Source organism: Bradyrhizobium sp. UFLA05-125, assembly GCF_059803515.1.
Map to the genome: position 1 here is coordinate 1 of NZ_JBANBJ010000111.1, position 20,595 is coordinate 20,595.

Genomic DNA, 20,595 nt, shown 5'->3' on the forward strand with positions numbered 1-20,595 from the left:
GGTACTGCTCGGACGTGAGCTCGTGCAGTACAAGAAGGAGCTGCTCCGCCTGTTCGGCAAAGAGGGTTATATCAGGCACTCCCTGGATGGCCCGGCGGGCTCGCCGGTTTCCTCTGTCGCGCTGGATTTCGTCAGCGTGCATCGCGGATTCTGGGATCTGGGTGAGGCGAGCGAACGTGCGCTGTTTGCGGCCACGACGGATCTGATTATTGCCGAACCTCGTTTTCGCATCCCCAGCACGTTCCACTTCCTGGTGTCCGCGGATAATCCGCGCAACAAGATGATCCACAAGATTGCGGCGCCCGCCTATCAGGGACGCTCCTCCTGGCCGACATTCAACGTCGAATTTGCCGATCGTATGCTGGACTACGATCAGCACGCGGGGAGCGATATTTATCGGGCCTGCGCTCAGGGGATATTGAAGGACATTCGCACTGCGACCGAAGTCCATGGCGGTTATCAGGAACTGATCTCGGAATCAGGACTGAAATATCGCACCTGGGCCTACCGGGGAGCCGTGGCCCATTCCTGGTTTCCTCGCTTCCTGTCTGTCTGGAGCAGGGCCTTCGGAGCGCCGTTGCTCCGTTGGAATGACTGACCCGGTGCCGCGCCCGTGTCGCGCTGAAACTCGCGCGGCATCACCGAGAAGCCATTGACCGTAAACCGATAAGCGCCGCGCGACGGTCGCGCCGGTTGCGACAATTGGTCTCTGCACGTCGTCATAATCCAGTAACTGAAATGACACGTCCGCGCAGCACGTCTGACAACTCCGCCCCTTAGCCTGACACGTGTTGAAACAATTCTCTGCATTCAGAAAACGAACAGAGGGGCGCGCAAATGCTTTCGAAAATGACACGACGATTACGCGATCGCACCGTGGTCACGGCTGGGATCCTGGCGCTGATGGGATGTGACGTCTATGCGATGGACGCCAACGCACTCGGCGGCAACAACGCCAACGCCAACCGGACCGAAACCCCGATCAAGCACGTGATCGTCATTCTCGGCGAGAATCGTACCTTCGACCACGTCTTCGCCACCTATGAGCCGCGCGCAGGCGAGCGCGTCGACAATCTCCTCTCGAAGGGCATCATCACCAAGGACGGCAACCCGGGTCCGAACTATGCCAAGGCGGCACAGTTCTCTGCGGTCGTCAACAATACTTTCTCCATCAGCCCCGGCCAGAAGACGCCATACAACCACACGACCAACAAGGTGCAGGCCCCGGGAACCTCCTACGCTCCGCAATCCTGCTACACTTCAGTCGATCAAGCCGCGCTCAACGGTCCGGGCTGCCTCACCACGTTGCAACTCGCGGCCCAGGCCGACTATGGCCTGAGGAAACAGGACCTGCCGTTGCTGACGACCGGTGCGACGGGACTCCCCGGCAATTCGCCGGACTCGCGCATCGTGGATTCCGACAATCTGCCGAACGGCCCCTACCCATTGGTCACCCTCCCGCAAGGTGACGAAATTCCGGTGAGCCTCTACAAGACCTACGGCGGCAGCCCGGTGCATCGTTTCTACCAGATGTGGCAGCAGCTCGACTGCGATGTCGGCAAAGCCACTCACCAGAATCCAAGCGGATGCCAATCCGACCTGTTCACCTGGGTCGAAGAGACGGTCTCTTCAGGTAGCAATGGCAACCCAACGCCGAAGCCGCTCAAGGAAGGTGATATCGCACTCGGATTCTACAACGTCGCCCGGGGCGACGCGCCTTATCTGACCGAGCTGGCGCACAAATACACGCTCAACGACAACTACCATCAGGGCGTGATGGGCGGTACTTTCGCCAACCACATGATGATCGGCTACGCCGACGCGCTCTATTATGCCGACGCCAAGGGCGACCCGGCGACACCGGACCACGTTCTGGTTCCCGGCTCAAACCCGCCGCAATATGTCAACGAGATCGAGAACCCGAACCCGGCGCCGGGCACCAATAATTGGTATCTCAACGACGGCTATGGCGGCGGCAGCTACTCGAACTGCTCGGATCCGAACCAGCCGGGTGTTGGCCCGGTCGTCAACTATCTGAACGCCATCCACGTGTCGCCGCGTTGCGCGCCGCACGCCTACTATCTCCTCAACAACTACGTTCCGGCCTATATCGGCAGCGGCGCCACCGATCCCGTCAACAACGGTCCGTTTACTCTGCCGCCCGTGATCAAGCAGCGGCACATCGGCGATGCACTGACACAGGCGGACGTCTCCTGGGCCTATTTTGGCGAGCGCTGGAACGACTTCAAGACCGCGCCGGGCGAAGGAGCCAATTTCGGCGCACTCGATCCGGTGGCCTACCTCTATTGCAATATCTGCAATCCATTCCTCTTCTCCGCCTCGGTCATGACCGATGCGGCGCAGCGCAACGCACATCTGAAGGACACGCTCGATCTCTATGACGCCATCGCCGACGGCAAGCTGCCGGCCGTTTCCTTCGTCAAGCCGAGCACCTTCAACGACGGCCATCCGTCGTCGTCGCGGCTCGACATCTTCGAAGCTTTCGCCAAGCGGATCGTCGACCAGGTGAAGTCGAACAAGGAGCTGTGGAAGTCGACCGCGATCGTCATCACCATGGACGAGGGTGGCGGCTACTACGACTCCGGCTATGTCCAGCCGGTCGACTTCTTCGGCGACGGCACGCGCATCCCCCTCATCGTGGTCTCGAAATATTCGCGCGGCGGACATATGTCGCATGAATATTCCGACCATGCCTCGATCACCAAGTTCATCGAGCGCAACTGGCACTTGAAGCCGCTGGGGCCGAAAACGCGCGATACGTTGCCCAATCCGGTGGCTTCGGACGACAATCCCTACGTTCCGACCAATCGGCCGGCGATCGGCGATCTCTTCGGCAACTTCAACTTCGCCGATCGACACGACGACGATCGCGACGATGATTGATCGCGGCTGATAGCCTTCATCCGCATGACCCGGCGGCCGCACGGCCGCCGGGTCAATCTCGTTTTACTCATCGCAGCATGGAGTCATCGGGTGGACGTCACGCTATCGCCTACCGCGGGCACCGCTTCGATCGACGCAGCGCGCCGCGCCTTCGCAGGCGGCGATCTGGCGGCGACCGAGCGGATGTGTGCGCAGCTCCTGGCCGGCAATTCGTCGGACTGGCGGATCTGGGCGCTCCTGACCGAGACCGCGCTCTCGCGCGGCCGGCAGGATGCGGCTACCGTCAGCGCGGATCGCGCCGTTGCGCTGGCGCCAGCCAATCCGATCGCGCTGGCGTTGCGCGCCAAATGTCTGTTCCTGAGGGGTGAGACGCGCCAGGCCTGCGAGGCGATGGAGGCCGCGGCGGAGCGCCTCGGCGATGCACCGGACGCGCTTGATGCGGTTGGCGCGATGTTCGGGCTGCTCGGGCTCCAGCAACGGGCGAGGGAGCTGTTCCGCCGCGCGGTCGAGCTGCGGCCCGGCGTGCCGCAATATCTGTTCAATCTTGCCGCGGCCGAGCGGATGATCGGTGCGCTCGATGATGCCGAAACGCATTGCGACGCGGCAATCGCCTGCGACCGCAACTACGGTCTTGCCCATTACCTGCGCTCGGACCTTCGCATCCAGACCGCAGACCGTAACCATATCGACGAGATGGAAGCGCTCATCGTCGAGGGGCGGCTGTCGGCGGCGAGCGAGGTGATGCTGCGCTTTGCGCTCGGCAAGGAATGCGAGGATCTTGAGCTCTGGGGCCGCGCCTTCGATCACGTCGAGGCCGGCTGCCTCTTGCAGCACCGATCGCTGCCGCGCGACCCCGCGGCCGAGATTGGCGAGATCGACGCGATCATCCAGGCGCACACGCGTCGCTGGATCGCGGCGGCGCCGCGCGGTCACGCCGAGGCTGCGCCCGTTTTCGTCACCGGCCTGCCGCGCACCGGTACCACGCTGGTGGAACGGATCATCGCCAGCCATTCCACCATGCACTCGGTCGGCGAGACCAGCGCGTTCGCGGCCGAGATGCGCCGTACGATGGCGGCGCGCCCGGGCGGTCGGGACCTCGAAGGCATCGGCAGGCGCTATCTCGATACGGCCGCGGCGCTGCGCGTGCCGGGCAACGTCCGCTTCATCGACAAGACGCTGGAGAACTATCTTTATTGTGGCCTGATTCACGCGGCGCTGCCGTCGGCGAAGATCATCCTGGTGCAGCGCCATCCGATGGATTCGTGCTGGGCGATCTACAAGGCGCACTTTCGCGGCAAATTCTCATTCGCCTATCACCAGATCGAACTCGCAGAGTATTTCCTGGCCTATCGCCGGCTGTCGCAGCATTGGCGGGGCGTGCTGCCGCCGGATGCGCTGATGGAGATCAACTACGAGGATATCGTGCGGGACCAGATGGCGGCGAGCCGAGAGATCATCCGTTTCCTGGGGCTTGCCTGGGAGGACGAGGTGATGCGGTTTCACGAAAGCCCGGCACCGTCGGCGACCGCCAGTGCCGTCCAGGTACGCCGGCCGGTCTACGCATCCTCGGTTGGCAAATGGCGTCACCATGCCGAACGGTTGGCGCCGCTGCGCGAACGCTTGGCGAGGGAGATTCCGGAGGCGGAGCTGGTATGACGATGCGGCGTCTCCTTCTACTGCTCATGACTGAAGCGATCATCATCGCCTTCAGTCAGGCGGCATCGGCGGAAGTGCAGGTCGGCGGCAGGCAGGATGCCGTGCATATCGAGGCCCGCGACGCCACCCTCCGTGACGTCCTGGCGGCGCTGCACGAGCGCTTCAATCTGCGCTATCGCGCGAGCAACACGCTCGAAACGCAAATGACCGGCGTGTTCGATGGGCCACTATCGCGCGTGGCAGCCAGGGTCCTCGATGGCTACGACTATGCGATGCGGATTACGCCGGATGGTGTCGACCTGCTCGTGCTGGCACGGCAGCAGTCCAGCGCCGCCGTCGTGGTTGCGGTGACGCCGGCAAGTGCAGCGAGGCCGCCGCTCACGGCGGCGGAACGCAGGCACTACGAGCGCGGGCACCTGCGCTAGCGCCGGCTTAACCCGCCGTCACGTCCACCGTCTCGCCGCCGTCCAGCACTTGCGCCGCCTTGACGCGGTCAAGATCACCTTCCCAGGCCGCGACCACGACGGTGGCGACGCAGTTGCCGATGAGGTTGCCGACGGCGCGCGCCATGCCGATGAACCAGTCGACCGAGAGCACCAGCACGAGGCCGATCGCGGGAATGCTCGGCACCGCGTTCAGCGTCGCCGCGAGGATCACGATCGCCGAGCCCGGCACGCCGTGTGCACCTTTCGACGTGATCAGGGACACGCCGAGCACCAGCAGGAGATCGCCAAAGCCCAGTGGTGTGTTGGTTGCCTGCGCGATGAAGACTACTGCAAGCGTCAGGTAGATCGAGAACGCATCGAGGTTGAAGGAATAACCGGTCGGGATCACGAGACCGACCACGGAATCCTTCACGCCCATCCGCTCGAGCTTATTCATGATCTGCGGCAGCACCGCATCGGAAGAGGCGGTTGCGAGCACGATGGTCAGCTCCTCGCGCAAGTAGGCGAGGAATTTGAGGATGTTGATTCCGGCGAGCGCCATCACGCCGCCGAGCACGCCAAGCACGAAGATGCCAACCGAGACGTAGAACAGCATGACCAGCGACACGAGCTGTTTCAGCGAACCCACGCCGTATTTGCCGACGGTGTATGCGACCGCGCCGAGCACGCCGAGCGGGGCAACCCGCACGATCAGCCCCATGACGCGGAACAGTACGGTGGAGGCCGCATCGATGATGGTCGTGACGAGCTTGCCCTTCTCGCCGCCGACGAGCGCGAGGCCGACGCCGAACAGCACGGCGAAGAACAGCACCTGCAGCACGTCGTTGCGCGACAGCGCATCGAACGAGGTCGACGGGATCACATTGAGCAGGAAGGCGCCGACGCCAGCGCCTTGCAGCTTGTGGGCGTTGTCGGCATAGGTGTTCAGCGCCTTGGCGTCCAACGTCGAGGGATCGATATTCATGCCGTGGCCGGGGCCGAAGACGTAGGCGAGGATGAGGCCGACCACGAGCGCCACCGTCGTCATGGCCTCGAAATAGACCAGCGCCTTGACGCCGACGCGGCCGACCTTCTTGAGATCGCCGGCGCCGGCAATGCCGTGCACGACCACACAGAAAACGATCGGCGCCACGATCATCGAGATCAGCTTGAGGAAGGCGTCGCTCAGGATCTTGAGGCTGATGGCGAAGTCCGGGAACTTCACGCCCAGGATGATGCCGAGCACGAGCGCCGCCAGAACCTGGACGAACAGCGAGGTATAAAGCGGCTTCGGCTCTGCGGCCGGCGCCGCGGTGATGGTCGACATGGTGAACTCCCCCGGTTTGACGCGTCTTGGACGCCAAAAAGGAGCAACAACCGTGCCAGATTGTCGCGGTGGGAACGGGAATTCGTTCGTTTTTCTCGATTTTTCCCCCGCGCTTCGCTTCAAACCGAGGGAATGATGGTCCCTTCGAGGGATGCCCCGCCGGCCTGTTGGGTCGGGCCGTCCGAGTGCCGCCTCAGGATCAGCGGCAGCAGCCCGCCGACACGCAGGGTCTCACATTCCAGATTGGTTTCCACCGCGGCGACGGCAACAAAGCGGTCGATCTCGGCATCGTCCCGCAGGATGCGAACGTTGACCGCGGCGCGCGGCTTGAGCGCGTCGACGGGTGCGTAGATCTCCAGCCTGTCGTCCGGCCTGAGGCGCAGCGTTTGCGGTCGGCGATCGGCCGGCAGGCGCAGCGGCAGAATGCCCATGCCGATCAAGTTGGAGCGGTGGATGCGCTCGAAGCTCAACGCCAGCACGGCACGCGCGCCGAGCAGCGCAACGCCCTTCGCCGCCCAGTCGCGCGACGAGCCCATGCCGTAGCGCTCGCCGGCGACGACAACGACCGGGCGCTGCTGCTTCTGATAGTGATCGGCAGCAAGCCGGAGCGACAGCCGTTCACCGGAGCCTGCAAGGATCGTCTGACCCGGCGCCAGATCTGGGGCGAGCAGGTTGCGCACGCTCTTGTTGGTGAAGAGCCCGCGCAGCATCACCTCAAAGTTTCCGCGGCGTGACGCGAACACGTTGAGATCATGTGGGTCCTCGCCGCGCGCGACGAGGTGACGCGCCGCCTCGCTGTTCGCGGCGATCGCGCCTGCCGGCGAGATGTGGTCGGTCGTGATGTCGTCGCCGAGCACCAGAAGCGGCGTCGCCGCATAATGTCCGAGGTGCGTGCCACGGCCGAAATCCGCGAAAGGCGGGCGGCGGATATAGGTGGAAGCGTCGTCCCAGGGGAACAGCGCCGTGCGGGGAGCCTCGACGGACTTCCAATCGGCGCTGGCTTCCGCGGCGTCGTAGGCGCGGCTGTAGTCGCTCGTTTCGCGCGCAAGCGCCAGCGCCGTATCGATCTCGCGGCCGGTCGGCCAGAGATCGGCAAGTCGCACCTCGGTGCCGGCTGAACTGCGTGCGATCGGATCGCGCAAAATGTCGCGTGCGACATCGCCGGCGAGTGCGAAGGCCACGACGAGCGGCGGCGAGGCAAGAAACCCGAGCTCGATCTGTGAATGCACGCGGCCGGGGAAATTGCGGTTGCCGGACAGCACGGCGACCGGCGCCATCTGCTTTTCGGCCATCGCGCTGGCCATGCGCGGTGCCAGCGGCCCGGAGTTTCCGATGCAGGTTGTGCAGCCATAGCCGACGATGCCGAAGCCGAGCGCCTCGAGATCGTCAAGTAGGCCTGAGCGTCGCAAATATCGTTCCGCGGTCGGCGAGCCCGGTGCGAGCGAGGTCTTCACCCAAGCGGGCGGCATGAGCCCGAGCCGCCGCGCCTTGCGCGCGAGCAGGCCCGCGGCGATCAGGAGCCTTGGCTCCGAGGTGTTGGTGCAACTCGTGATCGCGGCGATCGCGATCGCACCATTGACCGGCGGATCGTCGCGCTCCACGTTGGTGGTTGTAGCGGAGCCTCCGAGCGAAAGTGCCTCGGCGGTCTTGCCGGCAGCGATACGGTCCTGCGGGCGGCGAGGGCCGGCGAGGCTGACCTCGACCTCGTCGAGATCGATGTTGATCGTCTCGGTGTAGCGGGGTGCGGCCTCGGGGTCGAACCAGAGTTTTTGGCGGCGCGCATAGGCTTCGACCAGCGCGACCTGCTCGCGCGATCGGCCGGTCTGCCCGAGATAATCGAGCGTCCGCGCGTCGATCGGGAAGTAGCCGGAATTGGCGCCGAACTCCGGCGTCATGTTGGCGACGACGGCCCGGTCGCCGGCCGAGAGCGCAGCGACGCCTGGCCCAAAGAATTCGACAAAGCGGTCCGCAAGATCGATTTGCCGAAGGCGCTCCGTGACGGTCAGCGCGAGATCGGTCGCGAGTACGCCTTCACGCAGCCGCCCGGTTAGGCGTACACCGACGACATCAGGCACGCGCATCGCTACGGGCATGCCGAACATCACGCTTTCGGCTTCCAACCCGCCAACGCCCCAGGCAAGCACGCCGATCCCGTTGATCATGGGGGTGTGGCTGTCCGTGCCGATCAGCGTATCGGGCGTGGCCCAGGTCTCGCTGTCGCGGCTCAAGATCGTCACAACGCTCGCAAGTCGCTCGAGGTTCAGCGTGTGCATGATGCCGGTGCCGGGCGGATGCACGCGCACGCCACCGAGTGCCTGACTGGCCCATTTCATGAAGCGGTAGCGCTCGCCATTGCGCTTGAGCTCATGCGCCATGTTCAGCGCCATGGCGTCTGGTTGCGCAAATACATCGACGCCGAGCGAATGATCGGTCGAGACGTCGACCGGCAACACGGGATTGAGCCGGGTCGGATCGCCGCCGGCTTCTGCAAGGGACGCGCGCAGGCCTGCGATATCGACCAGTGCCGGACCGCAGGTCGTGTCGTGCATGAGAACGCGCGAGGGCTGGAAGGTGATCTCGCGGTCGCTGCGTCCATCGGCGAGCCAGCCGAGGATGGCGGCAACCGATGCATCCCGGTCCGCACCGCCGATGCGCAGCACGTTTTCGAGCAGGATGCGGTGGATCACGGGCAGGCGAGTGAGGTTGTCGCCGGCGACTACCGTGATGTCGGCGATGCGATAAACTTGCGTGCCGCTAACGAGCGTCGCGAAATCGGTCATCCTGATGTCCTCGCTATCCAATCAGGCGTGTTGCTCGGCAGCTTGCGTCTGCGCTTCATCCGCGTTCCCCATCCGGGCGAACCATGTCATCAGGAAGGACACGAACAACAATCCGCTGAGGAACAGGAGCCCGCCATAGGTGCTGCCGGTCCATTCCTTGATCGCGCCGATGGCGTAGGGGCCGGCGAAGCCGCCGAGATTGCCGATGGAGTTGATCGCCGCGATCGACACCGCCGCGGTCGAGCGGGTCAGGAAAAGGCCGGGCAGCGACCAGAACGGCGACTTGAAGGCATAGATGCCGGCGAGCGACAGCGAGATTAGCGTCATGGCGACAGCGGGTTGTGCGACGAGCCCGGTGAGCGCCAGCGCGGCCGCACCCCACAACAGCGGAATGGCCGAATGTTTCTGCCGCTCGCCGGTGCGGTCGGAGTTGCGCGACCACAGCACCATCACGATCGTCGCAAAGGCATAGGGCAGCATGGCCACGAGGCCGATCTCGAAATTCGTCAGCGAGGACGAGAGGCCCTTGATGATCTGCGGCATCCAGAGTCCGATGCCGAGATTGCCGACCTGGTAGATGAAATAGATCACCGACAGGAACAGTACTTTTGGGTTGGTGATCGCTGCGACGATGCCGAGATGCTGAACGTTACGCCGGCCGGCGTGGTCCTTTCGCAGCTCCTCGGTGAGCCAGTCGCGCTCCTGCTGCGTCAGCCATTTGGCCTGCTCCGGGCGATCGGTCATGATGAAGTAGTTGACGATTCCGGCGACGATGGCGGGGCCACCTTCGAGCAGCAGCATCCAGCGCCAGCCACTGAGGCCAAAGGCTCCGACGTGATCCATGATCCAGGTGCTGAGCGGTGCGCCGATCAAATACGACACCGGGATGGCCGCGGTAAACAAGGCGACCGTGGTCGCCTGCTCCTTGGCGCGGAACCAGTAGGTCAGATAGATGATGATGCCCGGGAAGAAGCCCGCTTCGGCGACGCCGAGCAGGAAGCGCAGGAAATAGAGCTGCATTGCGCTCTGCACGAAGGCGCTTGCAGTCGCGACGATGCCCCAGCTGATCAGAATGCGCGAGATCCAGATCCGCGCGCCGTATTTGTTGAGCGCGATGTTGCTCGGCACCTCGAACAGGAAATAGCCGATGAAGAAGATACCGGCGGCAAAGCCGAAGGCCTCGCTCGACAGCGCGAGCTCCTTGTTCATCTGAAGCGCGGCGTAGCCGATATTGGCGCGGTCGAGATAGGAAATGACGTAGAGGCCGAAGCAATAGGGCACGATGCGCCAGGACACCTTGCGCATGGTGGATTGCTCGATGGTCGCTGCGGTGGCGGACATTGACGGCGTTCCCTTGCTGCGTTTCGTCGGGGCTTGTCGGCAACGCCAACCTCCCCTGCAGGCGGGCGCCTTGCAGGAATTATGCATTTTATAATATAAAATGCAATATGGTTGAGATCAGACCTGCGGAACCTTGATCAGGCCGGCGCCCTCTATGTGGACGCGGAGGAAGTCCGACGCCTCCTGGCACAGGCCTTTTTCCAACAATGTCAGGATGTTGATGTGCTCGCGGCACTGGATGGGAAGGCGGCTGCGATCCACCGTGATGCGGTACTCCACCAGGCGGCGCAGCCGGTTCACGCGCTTGACTGCATCGAGAAAAAACGGATTGCGTGCGCAGCCGACCAGCATCTCGTGGAACTCGGCATTGGCGGCGAAGATCTCCGAGCGCGAGGCGCGCTTGTAGGCGCCATCGAGCAGCCATTGCTGCTGTTCGCGTGCCGCCGCAAACGCCGCGCGGTCGATCTCGAAGCTCGGCAGCAGCAGGGCCTGTGGCTCCAGCGCGACGCGCAGCTGATAGCCCTGTTGATAGCTCTCGCGCGAGGTGAGGAGCGGGCCGAACGCCCAGCCATTGCCGGGCAGGCGCTCTATCCAGCCCTCATCGGCTATTTTGCCGAGAATCTTCAGAAGACGCGTGCGGGAGAAACCGTAGCGGCGCATCAGCTCGCTCTCGCTGACCTTGTCTGGAAGCTTTCCCGTCAGCCGGTCCTCGGCGATGGCGAAGTACCACTCGTCCTCGCGTTCCGGCTCGGCGTCCTCTATGTCCGGCAGGTCGGGAAGCTCGGCGGCACTTTTGACCAGGAAGAAGCCGCGATTGGGCTCGGAGCGGACGACCTTCATGTCTTCGAGGATTTGCAGCGCCGCGTTGATCGGCGCGCGCGAGACCCGTAGAGCGTCCGCCAGCGTCTGGCTCGGCAGATGCTGCTCGGCCCGCAAGCCGTTGGCGCGGATGTAGTCGAGGATCCGCGCGGTCATCTGGGTCGCGAGATTGGGGCGGGGCATGGGGCGACTCGGTTGATCCCTCTCAAGGAGATGTCGCTTACCGGCTCGGACTGCACAAGCGGGACAAGCCGGAGCGGTTCTTGCGTCTCGCCCAGAATTGTGTTTTAAAAAATAAAAAGCAATATGGGGGAGGGGACGTGACACCCAGGAATTCTGTCGCATGCTCTGCGTCGCTCTGCGCAGACGGCGCGCGCCTGTCGCGGCGCTTGTTTGCGGGCCTCGTCGCCGCCAGCGCGGTGAACGCTGCATGGCCCTGCTCATCCGCGTTATCTCAGACACAGAGGTCCCATCCGGAGGACAATATGCTCGAAGGCTCTCGCTCATTCGTCTATGTCGGCGCGCGCACCACGAAGGAGCGCAACGCCCGCGGTGACGGACTCAACGTCTATGCGATGGACAATGCGACCGGTGCATGGCGCCACATCCAGCTCCTCGGCGATCTCATCAATCCGTCGTACCTCGCCTTCGACCGCACGCGACGCTTTCTCTACACGGTGCATGGCGATCTCAGCGACATCACGGCGATGGCGATCGACCCGGTGAGCGGCAAGCTTGCCGTGATCAACCGGCAGAGCACTGAAGGAAAGAACCCCGTCCATCTCGCGATCGATTCGACGAACCGCTTCGTGGTGGTCGCCAACCACATCACGTCCACGCTGGCGCTGCTGCCACGGCAGGACGACGGTTCGCTCGGTGCCGTGATCGATCTCGTCAAGCTGGACGGCAAGATCGGGCCACATCGTGTCGAGCAGCCCTTCGCCAAGCCGCATCAGGTCGAGTTCGATCCATCGGGAGCGTTCATCGTGGTGCCGGACAAGGGGTTAGACCTCGTTTTCACCTACAGGATCGATGCTGAGAGGGGCAAGCTTGTGCTCGCCGGCAAGCCAGTGCAGGCCCGGGAAGGAGCGGGGCCGCGCCACGTCGCGTTTCACTCACAGGGACGGCTCGCCTACGTCGTCAACGAGCTTGACTCGACCGTCACGGCCTATCATTTCGATCCCGCGACCGGTGCGCTTGCTCCATTCCAGATCGTCTCCGCGGTACCTGACGCGTATACGGGCAACAGCCGCGCCGCCGAGATCGCCGTATCGGCCGATGGGCGCTTTGTCTACGCCTCCAACCGTGGCGACGACAGCATCGCGACCTTTGCAATCGATCAGACGACCGGCCGCCTCTCGTCCGTGGGCTGGATGCCGAGCGGTGGCAAGACGCCGCGCTTCTTCACGCTGACGTCATCGGACGACTTCGTGTTCGCAGCGAATGAGGACACCGACACGGTCAATCTCTTCAAGCGCGACGCCGCAAGCGGCCGCCTCTTTGCGACCGATCGGGCCGTCAATGTCGGAAGCCCGGTTTGCGTCCTCTTCAAGGCACTTTGATGCGCTAGGCGGCCGCTCGGGTTGGTGGGAAAGCTCGAGCGCTGGGCGGCTGAAGCAGAACGGCGCCCATTGGCGCGGCCTGCCGCAAATCTCGGCTTGCCTGCCAAATCGCCAGATGTCAGACTTATGACATGAATACAGCTAAGCGACACGAGTCGAACCTCCGCGACGAGTACACCGAGATGACGCGGCAGCGCATCGTGGCAGCCTTTGTCGAGACTTTAGAGGACGAGGCGGCCGACGACATCTCTATGGCAGCAGTGGCCAAGCGGGCCAAGGTCGCCGAGCGGACCATCTATCGCCACTTCAAGACCCGCGCGGAGCTGTTCGCGGCTGCCGGCGAGTGGATCGAGAACAACGTCTTCAGCTACATCCCCTTCACATCGCCCGACGAGCTGCCGGATATTTTCCGCAAGCTGTGCAAGCGGTTCGACCAGCATCCGCATCTGGCGCGAGCCATTGCGATGACGCGGGCGGGCCGCAAGGTGCGTGCGGGCTTCCGGCGCAACCTGATCGAGCAGCACCGCAAGGCGATGGCGCCGCTGGTGCGGCATCTCCCTGCGAAGGAGGTCCGCCAGGCGGAGGCACTCGCGTCCTATCTCAACAACGTGCTGGCCTGGAATGCGATGCGCGAGGATTTCGGCATGTCCAGCACTGATGTCGCCGACGCGATCGAGTGGGCGCTCACGACGCTTTTGAAGGATGTCCGTCAGCGCGATGCTGCTGCTGCTGGGGCGGGGGCGGCGGCGCGCACCGGCAAGGCCGGCAAATCATCGCGAAAGCGAATCGCGGCGGCGAAAGAGCCGGTGTAGAACGAGGCATGTCATGAATGCGATACCCGACGATCTTCTGATCAACGCGCCCGACGAGGTCCGCATTCGCCAGGACCTCGTGCTGACGGCGCTCGGCCGTCGCCCCGCCGATCGCAGCCTGCGGGTCGGCAAGTTGCTCGACGTCCACAGCCGCACCTGGAGCGAGGACCAGGAGATCGTCTTTAGGGGCCGGCGCATCGCGTGGGTCGGGCCGGCGGGAAGCTATCCAGGCGAGGTCCGCGAACGCGTGCATCGGCCGGGTCTTGCGGCCGTGCCCGGTTTCGGCGAGGTGCACAAGCATATCGAAAGTTCGCATCTGACGCCGGAATGGGAGGCGGCGCTGGTGCTGCCGCATGGCAATACCTGGACCTGCGAGGCGAGCCACGAATTCTCCAACGTGAACGGTGCACGCAATCTCGAATTCTGGTTCGAGGCGCGCCGGCGTGGCTCGCCGCTCAAAATCTTTCCGCAGCCCGGTTCGGCCGTGCCACCAACAGCCTACGAATGGGGTGGCGGCTGGTATGGGCGCGAGGAGCAAGCGCGCTTCATGGGCGAGAGCCTGATGGTCACCGGGCTCGACGAAGTCATGGACTGGCCGGCGGTCTGGAACCCTGAGAATCCCTCCTACAAGCGGCTCTGGGGCATGATCGAGGCGACATTCGCCGCGCGCGGCGTCGTCGAAGGCCACGCGTCGGGCCTGCGCGATCTGCCCTCCATCAATGCCTTTGCCGCGGCCGGGCTTGCGTCCGACCATGAGGTGCAGACGCCGGAAGAAACCTGGGACAAGCTCACGCGCGGGCTCTTCGTCGAGCTGCGTGTCTACGCGATGGACGAGATCGTCAAATGGCTACTCGCCAGGGGCTTGCAGGACTGGTCGCAAATCGCGTTCACCACTGATGACCGCAGCGCCAGCCACACGCTCCAACTCGGCGCCAGCGATCACAATGCGCGCGTCGCGATCGAAGCCGGCCTCGCACCGGAAATCGCGATCCAGTGTCTCACCATCAACCCGGCGCGGCACATGCGCCTCACGCCGTTCGTCGGAAGCCTCGCCCCCGGACGTTTTGGCGATGTCGTGTTGCTCTCGGACGTATCCAAGCTCACCATCGCTGAGGTGTGGGCCGATGGCATGCAGGTTTCCGATGGCAAGCGCTACCTCGGCGATGTCCCCAAGATCGAATGGCCGGATTGGGCGACCAAGACGGTCAATATCAAGCGCGCGATCAAGCCGGAGGATTTCGCGCTGCCGGCCGAACCCGGTCGCACCACGATGAAGGCGGCCGTGATCCGTCCCTTCCACTGGCATCCCGAATTCTACACCCTCGAATTGCCGGTGCGCGATGGCGCCGTCCAGCGCAACGAGAGCGAGGCCATTACCAAGTTCGCCATCGTCGATCGCTTCTCCGGCGATGGACGGGTTGCAAAGATGTTCTGGCGCGGTTGCGGACCGCGGACGCCGGAGACGGCGCTAGCCTGCTCGGTTGCGCATGACAAGCATAACATCTGGGTGGTCGGCTCTTCTGACGCCGCGATGGCCAAGGCAGTAAACGCGCTGATCGAGCTTCAGGGGGGCTGGGCGCTGGTGCGCGAGGGCGAACTCGTTGCAACCGTGCGCTTCGAGGTCGGCGGGCTGATGAGCTGCCGCTCGGCGCAGGCGCTCGATGCGGAGATGCAAGCGCTCTACGCCGAGGGCCGCAAGGTCGACTGGATGTATGAGCCGACCTTCCGGCCGCGCTGGTATCCGGGATTCCCCGAAAGGCTGATGTTCGCAACGCTGACCTGTGCGCCCTGGAGCTGGGTGCTGGTGGCGCCGTGCGAGCAGGCACCGCTCGGGTTCATCAATGTGCAGACCGGTGAAGCGCACCCGGTGGTGTGGTAGGGGAGTGACTGGGATGAACGAGATGACGCCGCCGCAAGCCGCTTCCGTCGAGCCGGCGCCGCGCGCCGCCGCAGGTGCGCTCGATCGAATCTTTGCCCTCACCGCGCGCGGCACCAGCGTCGGTCGCGAGGTGATGGCCGGTGCGACCACCTTCGCGGCGATGGCCTATATCATCGCGGTGAATCCGGCGATCATGTCCAACGCCGGAATGGATCGCGCCGATCTCGTCAGCGCCACGGCGCTCGCCGCGATCTTCGGCTCGGTGATGATGGGCCTTTGCGCCAATCTGCCGCTCGCCGTTGCGCCGGCGATGGGCTCGAACGTCATCTTCACCTATGTCATCGTCAAGCAGATGGGCATGCCGTGGCAGGGTGCGCTTGCCATGGTCGCCTTCACCGGCGTGCTGTTCCTGATCCTCAGCCTGTCGAAGCTGCGCGAGAAGGTCGCGAAGGATGTTCCGGAGGCGCTTAAGATCGGCATTCAGGCTGCGGTCGGCACGCTCATCGTCTTTATCGCGCTGCGCGGCGCCGGCTTCGTCGTGCAGAACCCCTCGACCTACATCGCGATGGGATCGCTGCGCAGCCCGCCGGTGCTGCTGACGCTGTTTGGTCTCCTGCTGACGCCGGTGCTGGTGGCGCGCCGGGTGCCGGCGGCGCTCATCCTGTCGATCGCGTTGCTGACGCTGATCGGCTTCTTCGTTCCCGGTGCCAACGGCAAGATGGTGACGTCGATGCCGTCAGCCATCATGTCATGGCCGCGCTGGCCGACTAGCACTTTCCTGGCGCTCGATGTCGGCTATCTCTTCAGCCATTTCGTCGTGGCGCTGCCGCTGCTGTTCTACTTCCTCTGCGCCGAATTCTTCTCGACGCTCGGCACGCTGATCGGCGTCACGGGTGCCGCCAATCTTCGCAAGGAAGACGGCTCGATCCCGAATGCTACCGCGGCGTTTGCAACCGACGCGACGGCATCCATCGTCGGCCCGCTGCTCGGCACTTCCGTCGTCACGGCCTATATCGAATCCATCACGGGCGTGCAGGCTGGCGGCCGAACCGGCCTGACCTCGCTGACTGTTGCAGGGTTCTTCTTCCTCGCGCTGTTCTTCTGGCCGATCTTCGTCATCATCCCGCCGCAAGCCACCGCGCCCGCGCTGGTGCTCGTCGGCGTCTTGATGATGCAAGGTCTCGCACGCATCGACATGACCGATCTCGTCAATGCTGTGCCGATTGTGCTCACCCTGCTGGTCACCGTGCTGACCAATAATCTCATCAACGGCATGGCGCTGGGGACGCTGAGCTACATCGCGCTTGAGGTGACCATGGGGCGCCGCGCGCAGATTCCAGCGATGGTCTGGGGGCTGGGTGTCGTGTTCATTGCCTACGCGATCGTGATCGCTCAGATATTCTGATGCTGATGCTAGGCGGCCAGATCCAGCAGCCGGCAAGATCCTCGCACCAGCACCTTGCGACCGGATGATGTCATGACGGGCGCGCCGTCTCTGATTGTGACGAGGCCGAGTTTGACCAGGTCTTCGACCGCATGAGCCTTCGAAAAACGATGCTGTGACGTCGGACAGCGCAATGCCTTCAGCATTTCCCACTGGTCCGGCGAAAGATCGAAGTCGAAATCGTCGTTCATGTTGCCTCGAAATATCTGGCCGCTCGTGCACCGATTAGCGGTGCAGCATGAAAACCATGCGACGACAATGAGTCGGGAATTCGATTGGCTGTTTAGAACATCTCTTCACAAATTGCCGCAGGTCATTGCGCCACAATAGTTAAGATCGCGCGCTTGCGGATATCGTCCCGATGTTCGATCACCTCTTGATGATCAGGAGTTGATGGTGCGTTGCGAATTGTCGCAGTGCACGGGAAGGAGGCCTGTCCGATTCCGCGTTGCGATGTGCACAGGAAAAATGAGACAAGCCCTTCAAGACTCTGTTACGGTGATTCCTGGGGAATGGCTTCACGCAGCAGGAGTGGAGTGCATGAACAGGCTGGTGGAAATTCGCAGTCAAGAATCCTTGTGCCGGGAACGTGCGGCGCTGGATTCGAAGCGCCGGGTTTTCTGGCTCGCGCAGGCCGAAGAGTGGGAGCAGCGCGCGCTCGACGAGATCGCTTATCACTTTCGCGAGTGTAATGTGGCTTACGGCGATTTGCACGCGGTTGCCAGCTAGGGGACTTTCACGGCCTACTGATAGCTTGCCACGATATCCGACACGGCGCGCTCGAGCTGCTGCGCGGTGGCGCATTGTCGCACCACGCTGCAAAATGTCGCGTAGCGCGGCATCTCGGAATCGCCAAAGCCCCAGACCATGCGTCCCTCGGGATTGAGCCATACCAGCCGCTTCGAGCGCTCGGAGATGCGCCGCAGGATGTCGGCGCGCGGATCGAGATTGTTGCTGCGGGCATCGCCCAGCATGATGACAGTGGTCTGCGGCGTCAGCGTGCTCATGAATTCATGCTCGAAGTCGTCGAGGGACGAGCCGTAGTCGGATGAGCCGAAGCCCACCTTGGACATGATCTCGGCCATCGCCGCCTCGGGCGAGTTCGATTCCAGGATGTCGCTGACCTCGATCAGATGCGAGGAAAAGGCGAAGGAGCGGACGTCGTCGACCACCTCGTGGAGCGAGTGGATCAGCAGCAGGAAGAAATCGGACACGCGGGCAACCGAGCCTGAGACGTCGCACAATGCCACGATCTTCGGCCGGTCGCGGTGCTTGCGCTTCCAGGCCGTGAGGAACGGCACGCCGCCCCAGGCGGCATTGCGGCGTAACGTGCGGCGGACGTCGAGATGGCCGCGCCGCTGGCGCTTGCGCGGTTTCGAGTAGCGCTCGCGCAGGCGGCGCGCGATCTTGCGGATCAGCGCGCGCATCTCCTCGACCTGGCGCGGCTCAATGCGGGCCAGCGGTGCATTGCGCAGGATCTCGTTGCGCAGGTTTTCGGCCTCCTCGCGCGCGTAGAGCGCGAGCCCCTGCGAGACCGTGTCGCGGACGGCTTCGCGCAGGCCCTCCAGCGCTGCGCGCAGACGCTCGGCGACCGACGGGTTGGCCGCGGTCAGTTCGTCGAGATCGTCGCGCAGGCGCTGAAGGCCCATCGCGTCGAGGATGCGGCCGGAAAAGATCCCGCGCTGGGTGGAGTAGCGGATGTTGGACAGCGACGCGGCGCTGGCGGCGCTGGCGATTGCGGCGGCGATCGCGTTGCGGTCCTGCGACAAGAGCATTTGCGCCAGCGGACCCAGGTCCCCGGTAGGTTGACCGCCGCCCGCGTCATCGGCTGCGTCGGGGGAGGGCGGCTGACTGCCCTTCGGAGGCGCATCGTTGTCGTTGGCCTCCTGCTCCTGCCGCGGCTCCGGCTGGCTGAAGAACAGATCAAAACAGTCGCCGAGCGCAAGCTTCTCGTCCTGCGACTTCGCCAGCGTCAGCAGCAGCGCATCGCGCAAGATGTTGCGGTCAGAAAAGCCGACCTGCGCGACCGCGCGCATCGCGTCGATGCTTTCGGCAGGCGAAACGTGGACGCCGGCGCCGCGTGCCGCACGAAAGAAGCGATGGAGGTTCTCCCGCATCGGAGTCAACCGAAGACGTTGGACCGCGCCGCCTTGGCAATGAACGTCGTGACGTGGGGCGCCGCCGCCTCGATGTCGGCCTCGTATTTCAGGAGCACGTTGAGCGTGTTCTTGACCATCTCGGTGTCGAGCTCGCCGGCCTGCAACAGTACCAACACGCGCGCCCAGTCGATGGTCTCGCTGACCGAGGGCAGTTTCTTCAGGTCCAGACTGCGGATCTCGTGGATGAAGCCGACCATCTGCCGGCGCAACGCTTGCGAGATGCCCGGCACGCGACTCTCGACGATGCGCTCCTCCAGCCGCTGCTCGGGAAAGCCGATGTGCAGATGCAGGCAGCGCCGCTTCAAGGCGTCGCCGAGATCGCGCTCGCTGTTTGAGGTGAGGATCACCGTCGGCGGCGTGATCGCCGAGACGGTGCCGAGCTCGGGAATGGTGACCTGGAAATCGGACAGGATCTCGAGCAGCAGCGATTCAAACTCGGCGTCGGACTTGTCGATTTCGTCGATCAGCAACACGCAGCCGCCGGGTTGCTCGAGAGCCTGTAGCAGCGGGCGCGGTTCGACGAACTCCTTGGAGAAGAACACGTCGCCGAAATCATGCAACTGGTCGAGCGCTGCGTGCAGAGTCTGCGCTCCGCCGAGGACTTCGCCGAGCTTGTCCTTCAGGATCTGGGTGTAGAGAAGCTGCTTGGCGTATTTCCACTCATAGAGAGCCTTGGCCTCGTCGAGGCCTTCGTAGCATTGCAGGCGGATCATCTTCATGCCGCGCCAGGCGGCGATCGCCTTGGCAAGCTCGGTCTTGCCGACGCCGGCGGGACCCTCGACCAGGATCGGCTTCTCGATCTGTTGCGACAGATAAACCGCGGTCGCGATCTGCCGGCTCGCGATATAACCTTGCGCGGCGAGGCCGCTCTCCACTGCCTCGATCGAGGTTGAGGGCTTCTGATCAGCCACGAATGGGCGCTCCCGATAGTCTGCTTGAGGCTTGTTCTGCCCCCCTTCCGGACAAAGGACAAGCCTCGATTATCGGGGAACACGTTGCGCTGACGGCATTTTTCCGTTCAGCGCAAATACGCGCACAAGGGCTCGGACGTTTCGATCAGTGATGCAGCAGCTCAGGTTTACGGATGGTCTGCCGCAGTTCGCCGCCGCAATCGGCGCATTCGTAGACGAAGTCGATCTTGGCAAGGCTCCAATGCGGCTCGACCTCGCGCACATACATTGGCAGGAACCCCATGCAGCTGGGGCAAATCACAGGCGCGATCTCGATGTCCTGATGATGCTGTACATAGGCTGGCATCTCGGCTCTCCTTCGCAGGCGACCACCACACCCCGCGCAGAATCTACCGCCGGTGGCTTACGCGCCGTCATCAACTCTTTCGAACAGAGGCGGAACGGCGGGCATTTGTCCACTGCTGTGACATTCTTGTAACGTCTCTGTACTGTAACGGGCGGACTAAATGCCTATTTCAGAGCCCAATCCGCTTCTTCGGCGAACACTCCAACAATAAGGGAGCAAACACCCATGAC

At 63.6% G+C, this 20,595-nt stretch carries 16 protein-coding genes and 1 pseudogene; 9 read left to right on the forward strand and 8 right to left on the reverse strand.

The window, feature by feature from the left end:
• The 4 genes and pseudogenes from SO156_RS43180 to SO156_RS43195 form a co-directional block, all read left to right on the forward strand.
• Positions 1–598 (forward strand): annotated as a pseudogene (locus tag SO156_RS43180) (hypothetical protein); the annotation flags it as partial.
• A 251-nt stretch (positions 599–849) separates the two neighbouring features.
• Positions 850–2,904, forward strand: coding sequence for an alkaline phosphatase family protein (locus SO156_RS43185; protein ID WP_498539088.1), 2,055 nt, complete (start codon positions 850–852; stop codon positions 2,902–2,904).
• A gap of 90 nt (positions 2,905–2,994) precedes the next feature.
• Complete coding sequence (locus SO156_RS43190) at positions 2,995–4,560, forward strand: tetratricopeptide repeat-containing sulfotransferase family protein (RefSeq protein ID WP_498539089.1); 1,566 nt, start codon at positions 2,995–2,997, stop codon at positions 4,558–4,560.
• Between the two features lie 2 nt (positions 4,561–4,562).
• Positions 4,563–4,985 carry a hypothetical protein gene (locus SO156_RS43195; RefSeq protein ID WP_498539090.1) on the forward strand — a complete coding sequence of 141 codons (423 nt, stop codon included), beginning with the start codon at positions 4,563–4,565 and terminating at the stop codon, positions 4,983–4,985.
• A 7-nt stretch (positions 4,986–4,992) separates the two neighbouring features.
• On the opposite strand, the gene SO156_RS43200 is transcribed toward SO156_RS43195, so the two are convergent.
• From SO156_RS43200 to SO156_RS43215, 4 genes are all read right to left on the reverse strand, one after another.
• Positions 4,993–6,312 carry a dicarboxylate/amino acid:cation symporter gene (locus SO156_RS43200; RefSeq protein ID WP_498539091.1) on the reverse strand — a complete coding sequence of 440 codons (1,320 nt, stop codon included), beginning with the start codon at positions 6,310–6,312 and terminating at the stop codon, positions 4,993–4,995.
• Positions 6,313–6,431: 119 nt separating this feature from the next.
• Positions 6,432–9,092 (reverse strand): aconitate hydratase AcnA, encoded by a 2,661-nt coding sequence (gene acnA / locus SO156_RS43205; RefSeq protein WP_498539092.1) that lies wholly within the window; start codon positions 9,090–9,092, stop codon positions 6,432–6,434.
• 21 nt (positions 9,093–9,113) lie between these two features.
• Entirely contained in the window at positions 9,114–10,433 is a 1,320-nt protein-coding gene (locus SO156_RS43210) for an MFS transporter (RefSeq protein ID WP_498539093.1), read from the reverse strand.
• A 117-nt stretch (positions 10,434–10,550) separates the two neighbouring features.
• Complete coding sequence (locus SO156_RS43215) at positions 10,551–11,435, reverse strand: GntR family transcriptional regulator (protein WP_458148854.1); 885 nt, start codon at positions 11,433–11,435, stop codon at positions 10,551–10,553.
• 302 nt (positions 11,436–11,737) lie between these two features.
• Here SO156_RS43215 and SO156_RS43220 point away from each other — a divergent pair, with 302 nt between their 5' ends.
• From SO156_RS43220 to SO156_RS43235, 4 genes are all read left to right on the forward strand, one after another.
• Positions 11,738–12,814, forward strand: coding sequence for a lactonase family protein (locus SO156_RS43220; protein WP_498539094.1), 1,077 nt, complete (start codon positions 11,738–11,740; stop codon positions 12,812–12,814).
• 131 nt (positions 12,815–12,945) lie between these two features.
• On the forward strand, positions 12,946–13,626 hold the full coding sequence (locus SO156_RS43225; protein WP_498539095.1) for a TetR/AcrR family transcriptional regulator: 681 nt from the start codon (positions 12,946–12,948) through the stop codon (positions 13,624–13,626).
• A 13-nt stretch (positions 13,627–13,639) separates the two neighbouring features.
• Positions 13,640–15,505, forward strand: a complete 1,866-nt coding sequence (locus SO156_RS43230) for an adenine deaminase (RefSeq protein WP_498539096.1) — start codon at positions 13,640–13,642, stop codon at positions 15,503–15,505.
• Between the two features lie 13 nt (positions 15,506–15,518).
• Complete coding sequence (locus SO156_RS43235) at positions 15,519–16,910, forward strand: NCS2 family permease (RefSeq protein WP_498539097.1); 1,392 nt, start codon at positions 15,519–15,521, stop codon at positions 16,908–16,910.
• Positions 16,911–16,918: 8 nt separating this feature from the next.
• Here SO156_RS43235 and SO156_RS43240 read toward each other — a convergent pair whose 3' ends face one another.
• Positions 16,919–17,140 carry a hypothetical protein gene (locus SO156_RS43240; RefSeq protein WP_498539098.1) on the reverse strand — a complete coding sequence of 74 codons (222 nt, stop codon included), beginning with the start codon at positions 17,138–17,140 and terminating at the stop codon, positions 16,919–16,921.
• A gap of 349 nt (positions 17,141–17,489) precedes the next feature.
• On the opposite strand from SO156_RS43240, the gene SO156_RS43245 reads away from it, so the two are divergent.
• A complete protein-coding gene (locus SO156_RS43245) occupies positions 17,490–17,678 on the forward strand; it encodes a hypothetical protein (protein ID WP_458148848.1) in 189 nt (62 codons plus the stop codon).
• 14 nt (positions 17,679–17,692) lie between these two features.
• Here the strand turns inward: SO156_RS43245 and SO156_RS43250 are convergent, their stop codons facing one another.
• From SO156_RS43250 to SO156_RS43260, 3 genes are all read right to left on the reverse strand, one after another.
• On the reverse strand, positions 17,693–19,066 hold the full coding sequence (locus SO156_RS43250; protein ID WP_498539099.1) for a vWA domain-containing protein: 1,374 nt from the start codon (positions 19,064–19,066) through the stop codon (positions 17,693–17,695).
• A 5-nt stretch (positions 19,067–19,071) separates the two neighbouring features.
• A complete protein-coding gene (locus SO156_RS43255) occupies positions 19,072–20,019 on the reverse strand; it encodes an AAA family ATPase (protein ID WP_458148846.1) in 948 nt (315 codons plus the stop codon).
• A 145-nt stretch (positions 20,020–20,164) separates the two neighbouring features.
• Positions 20,165–20,365 (reverse strand): hypothetical protein, encoded by a 201-nt coding sequence (locus tag SO156_RS43260; RefSeq protein ID WP_458148845.1) that lies wholly within the window; start codon positions 20,363–20,365, stop codon positions 20,165–20,167.
• Positions 20,366–20,595 lie beyond the last annotated feature (230 nt).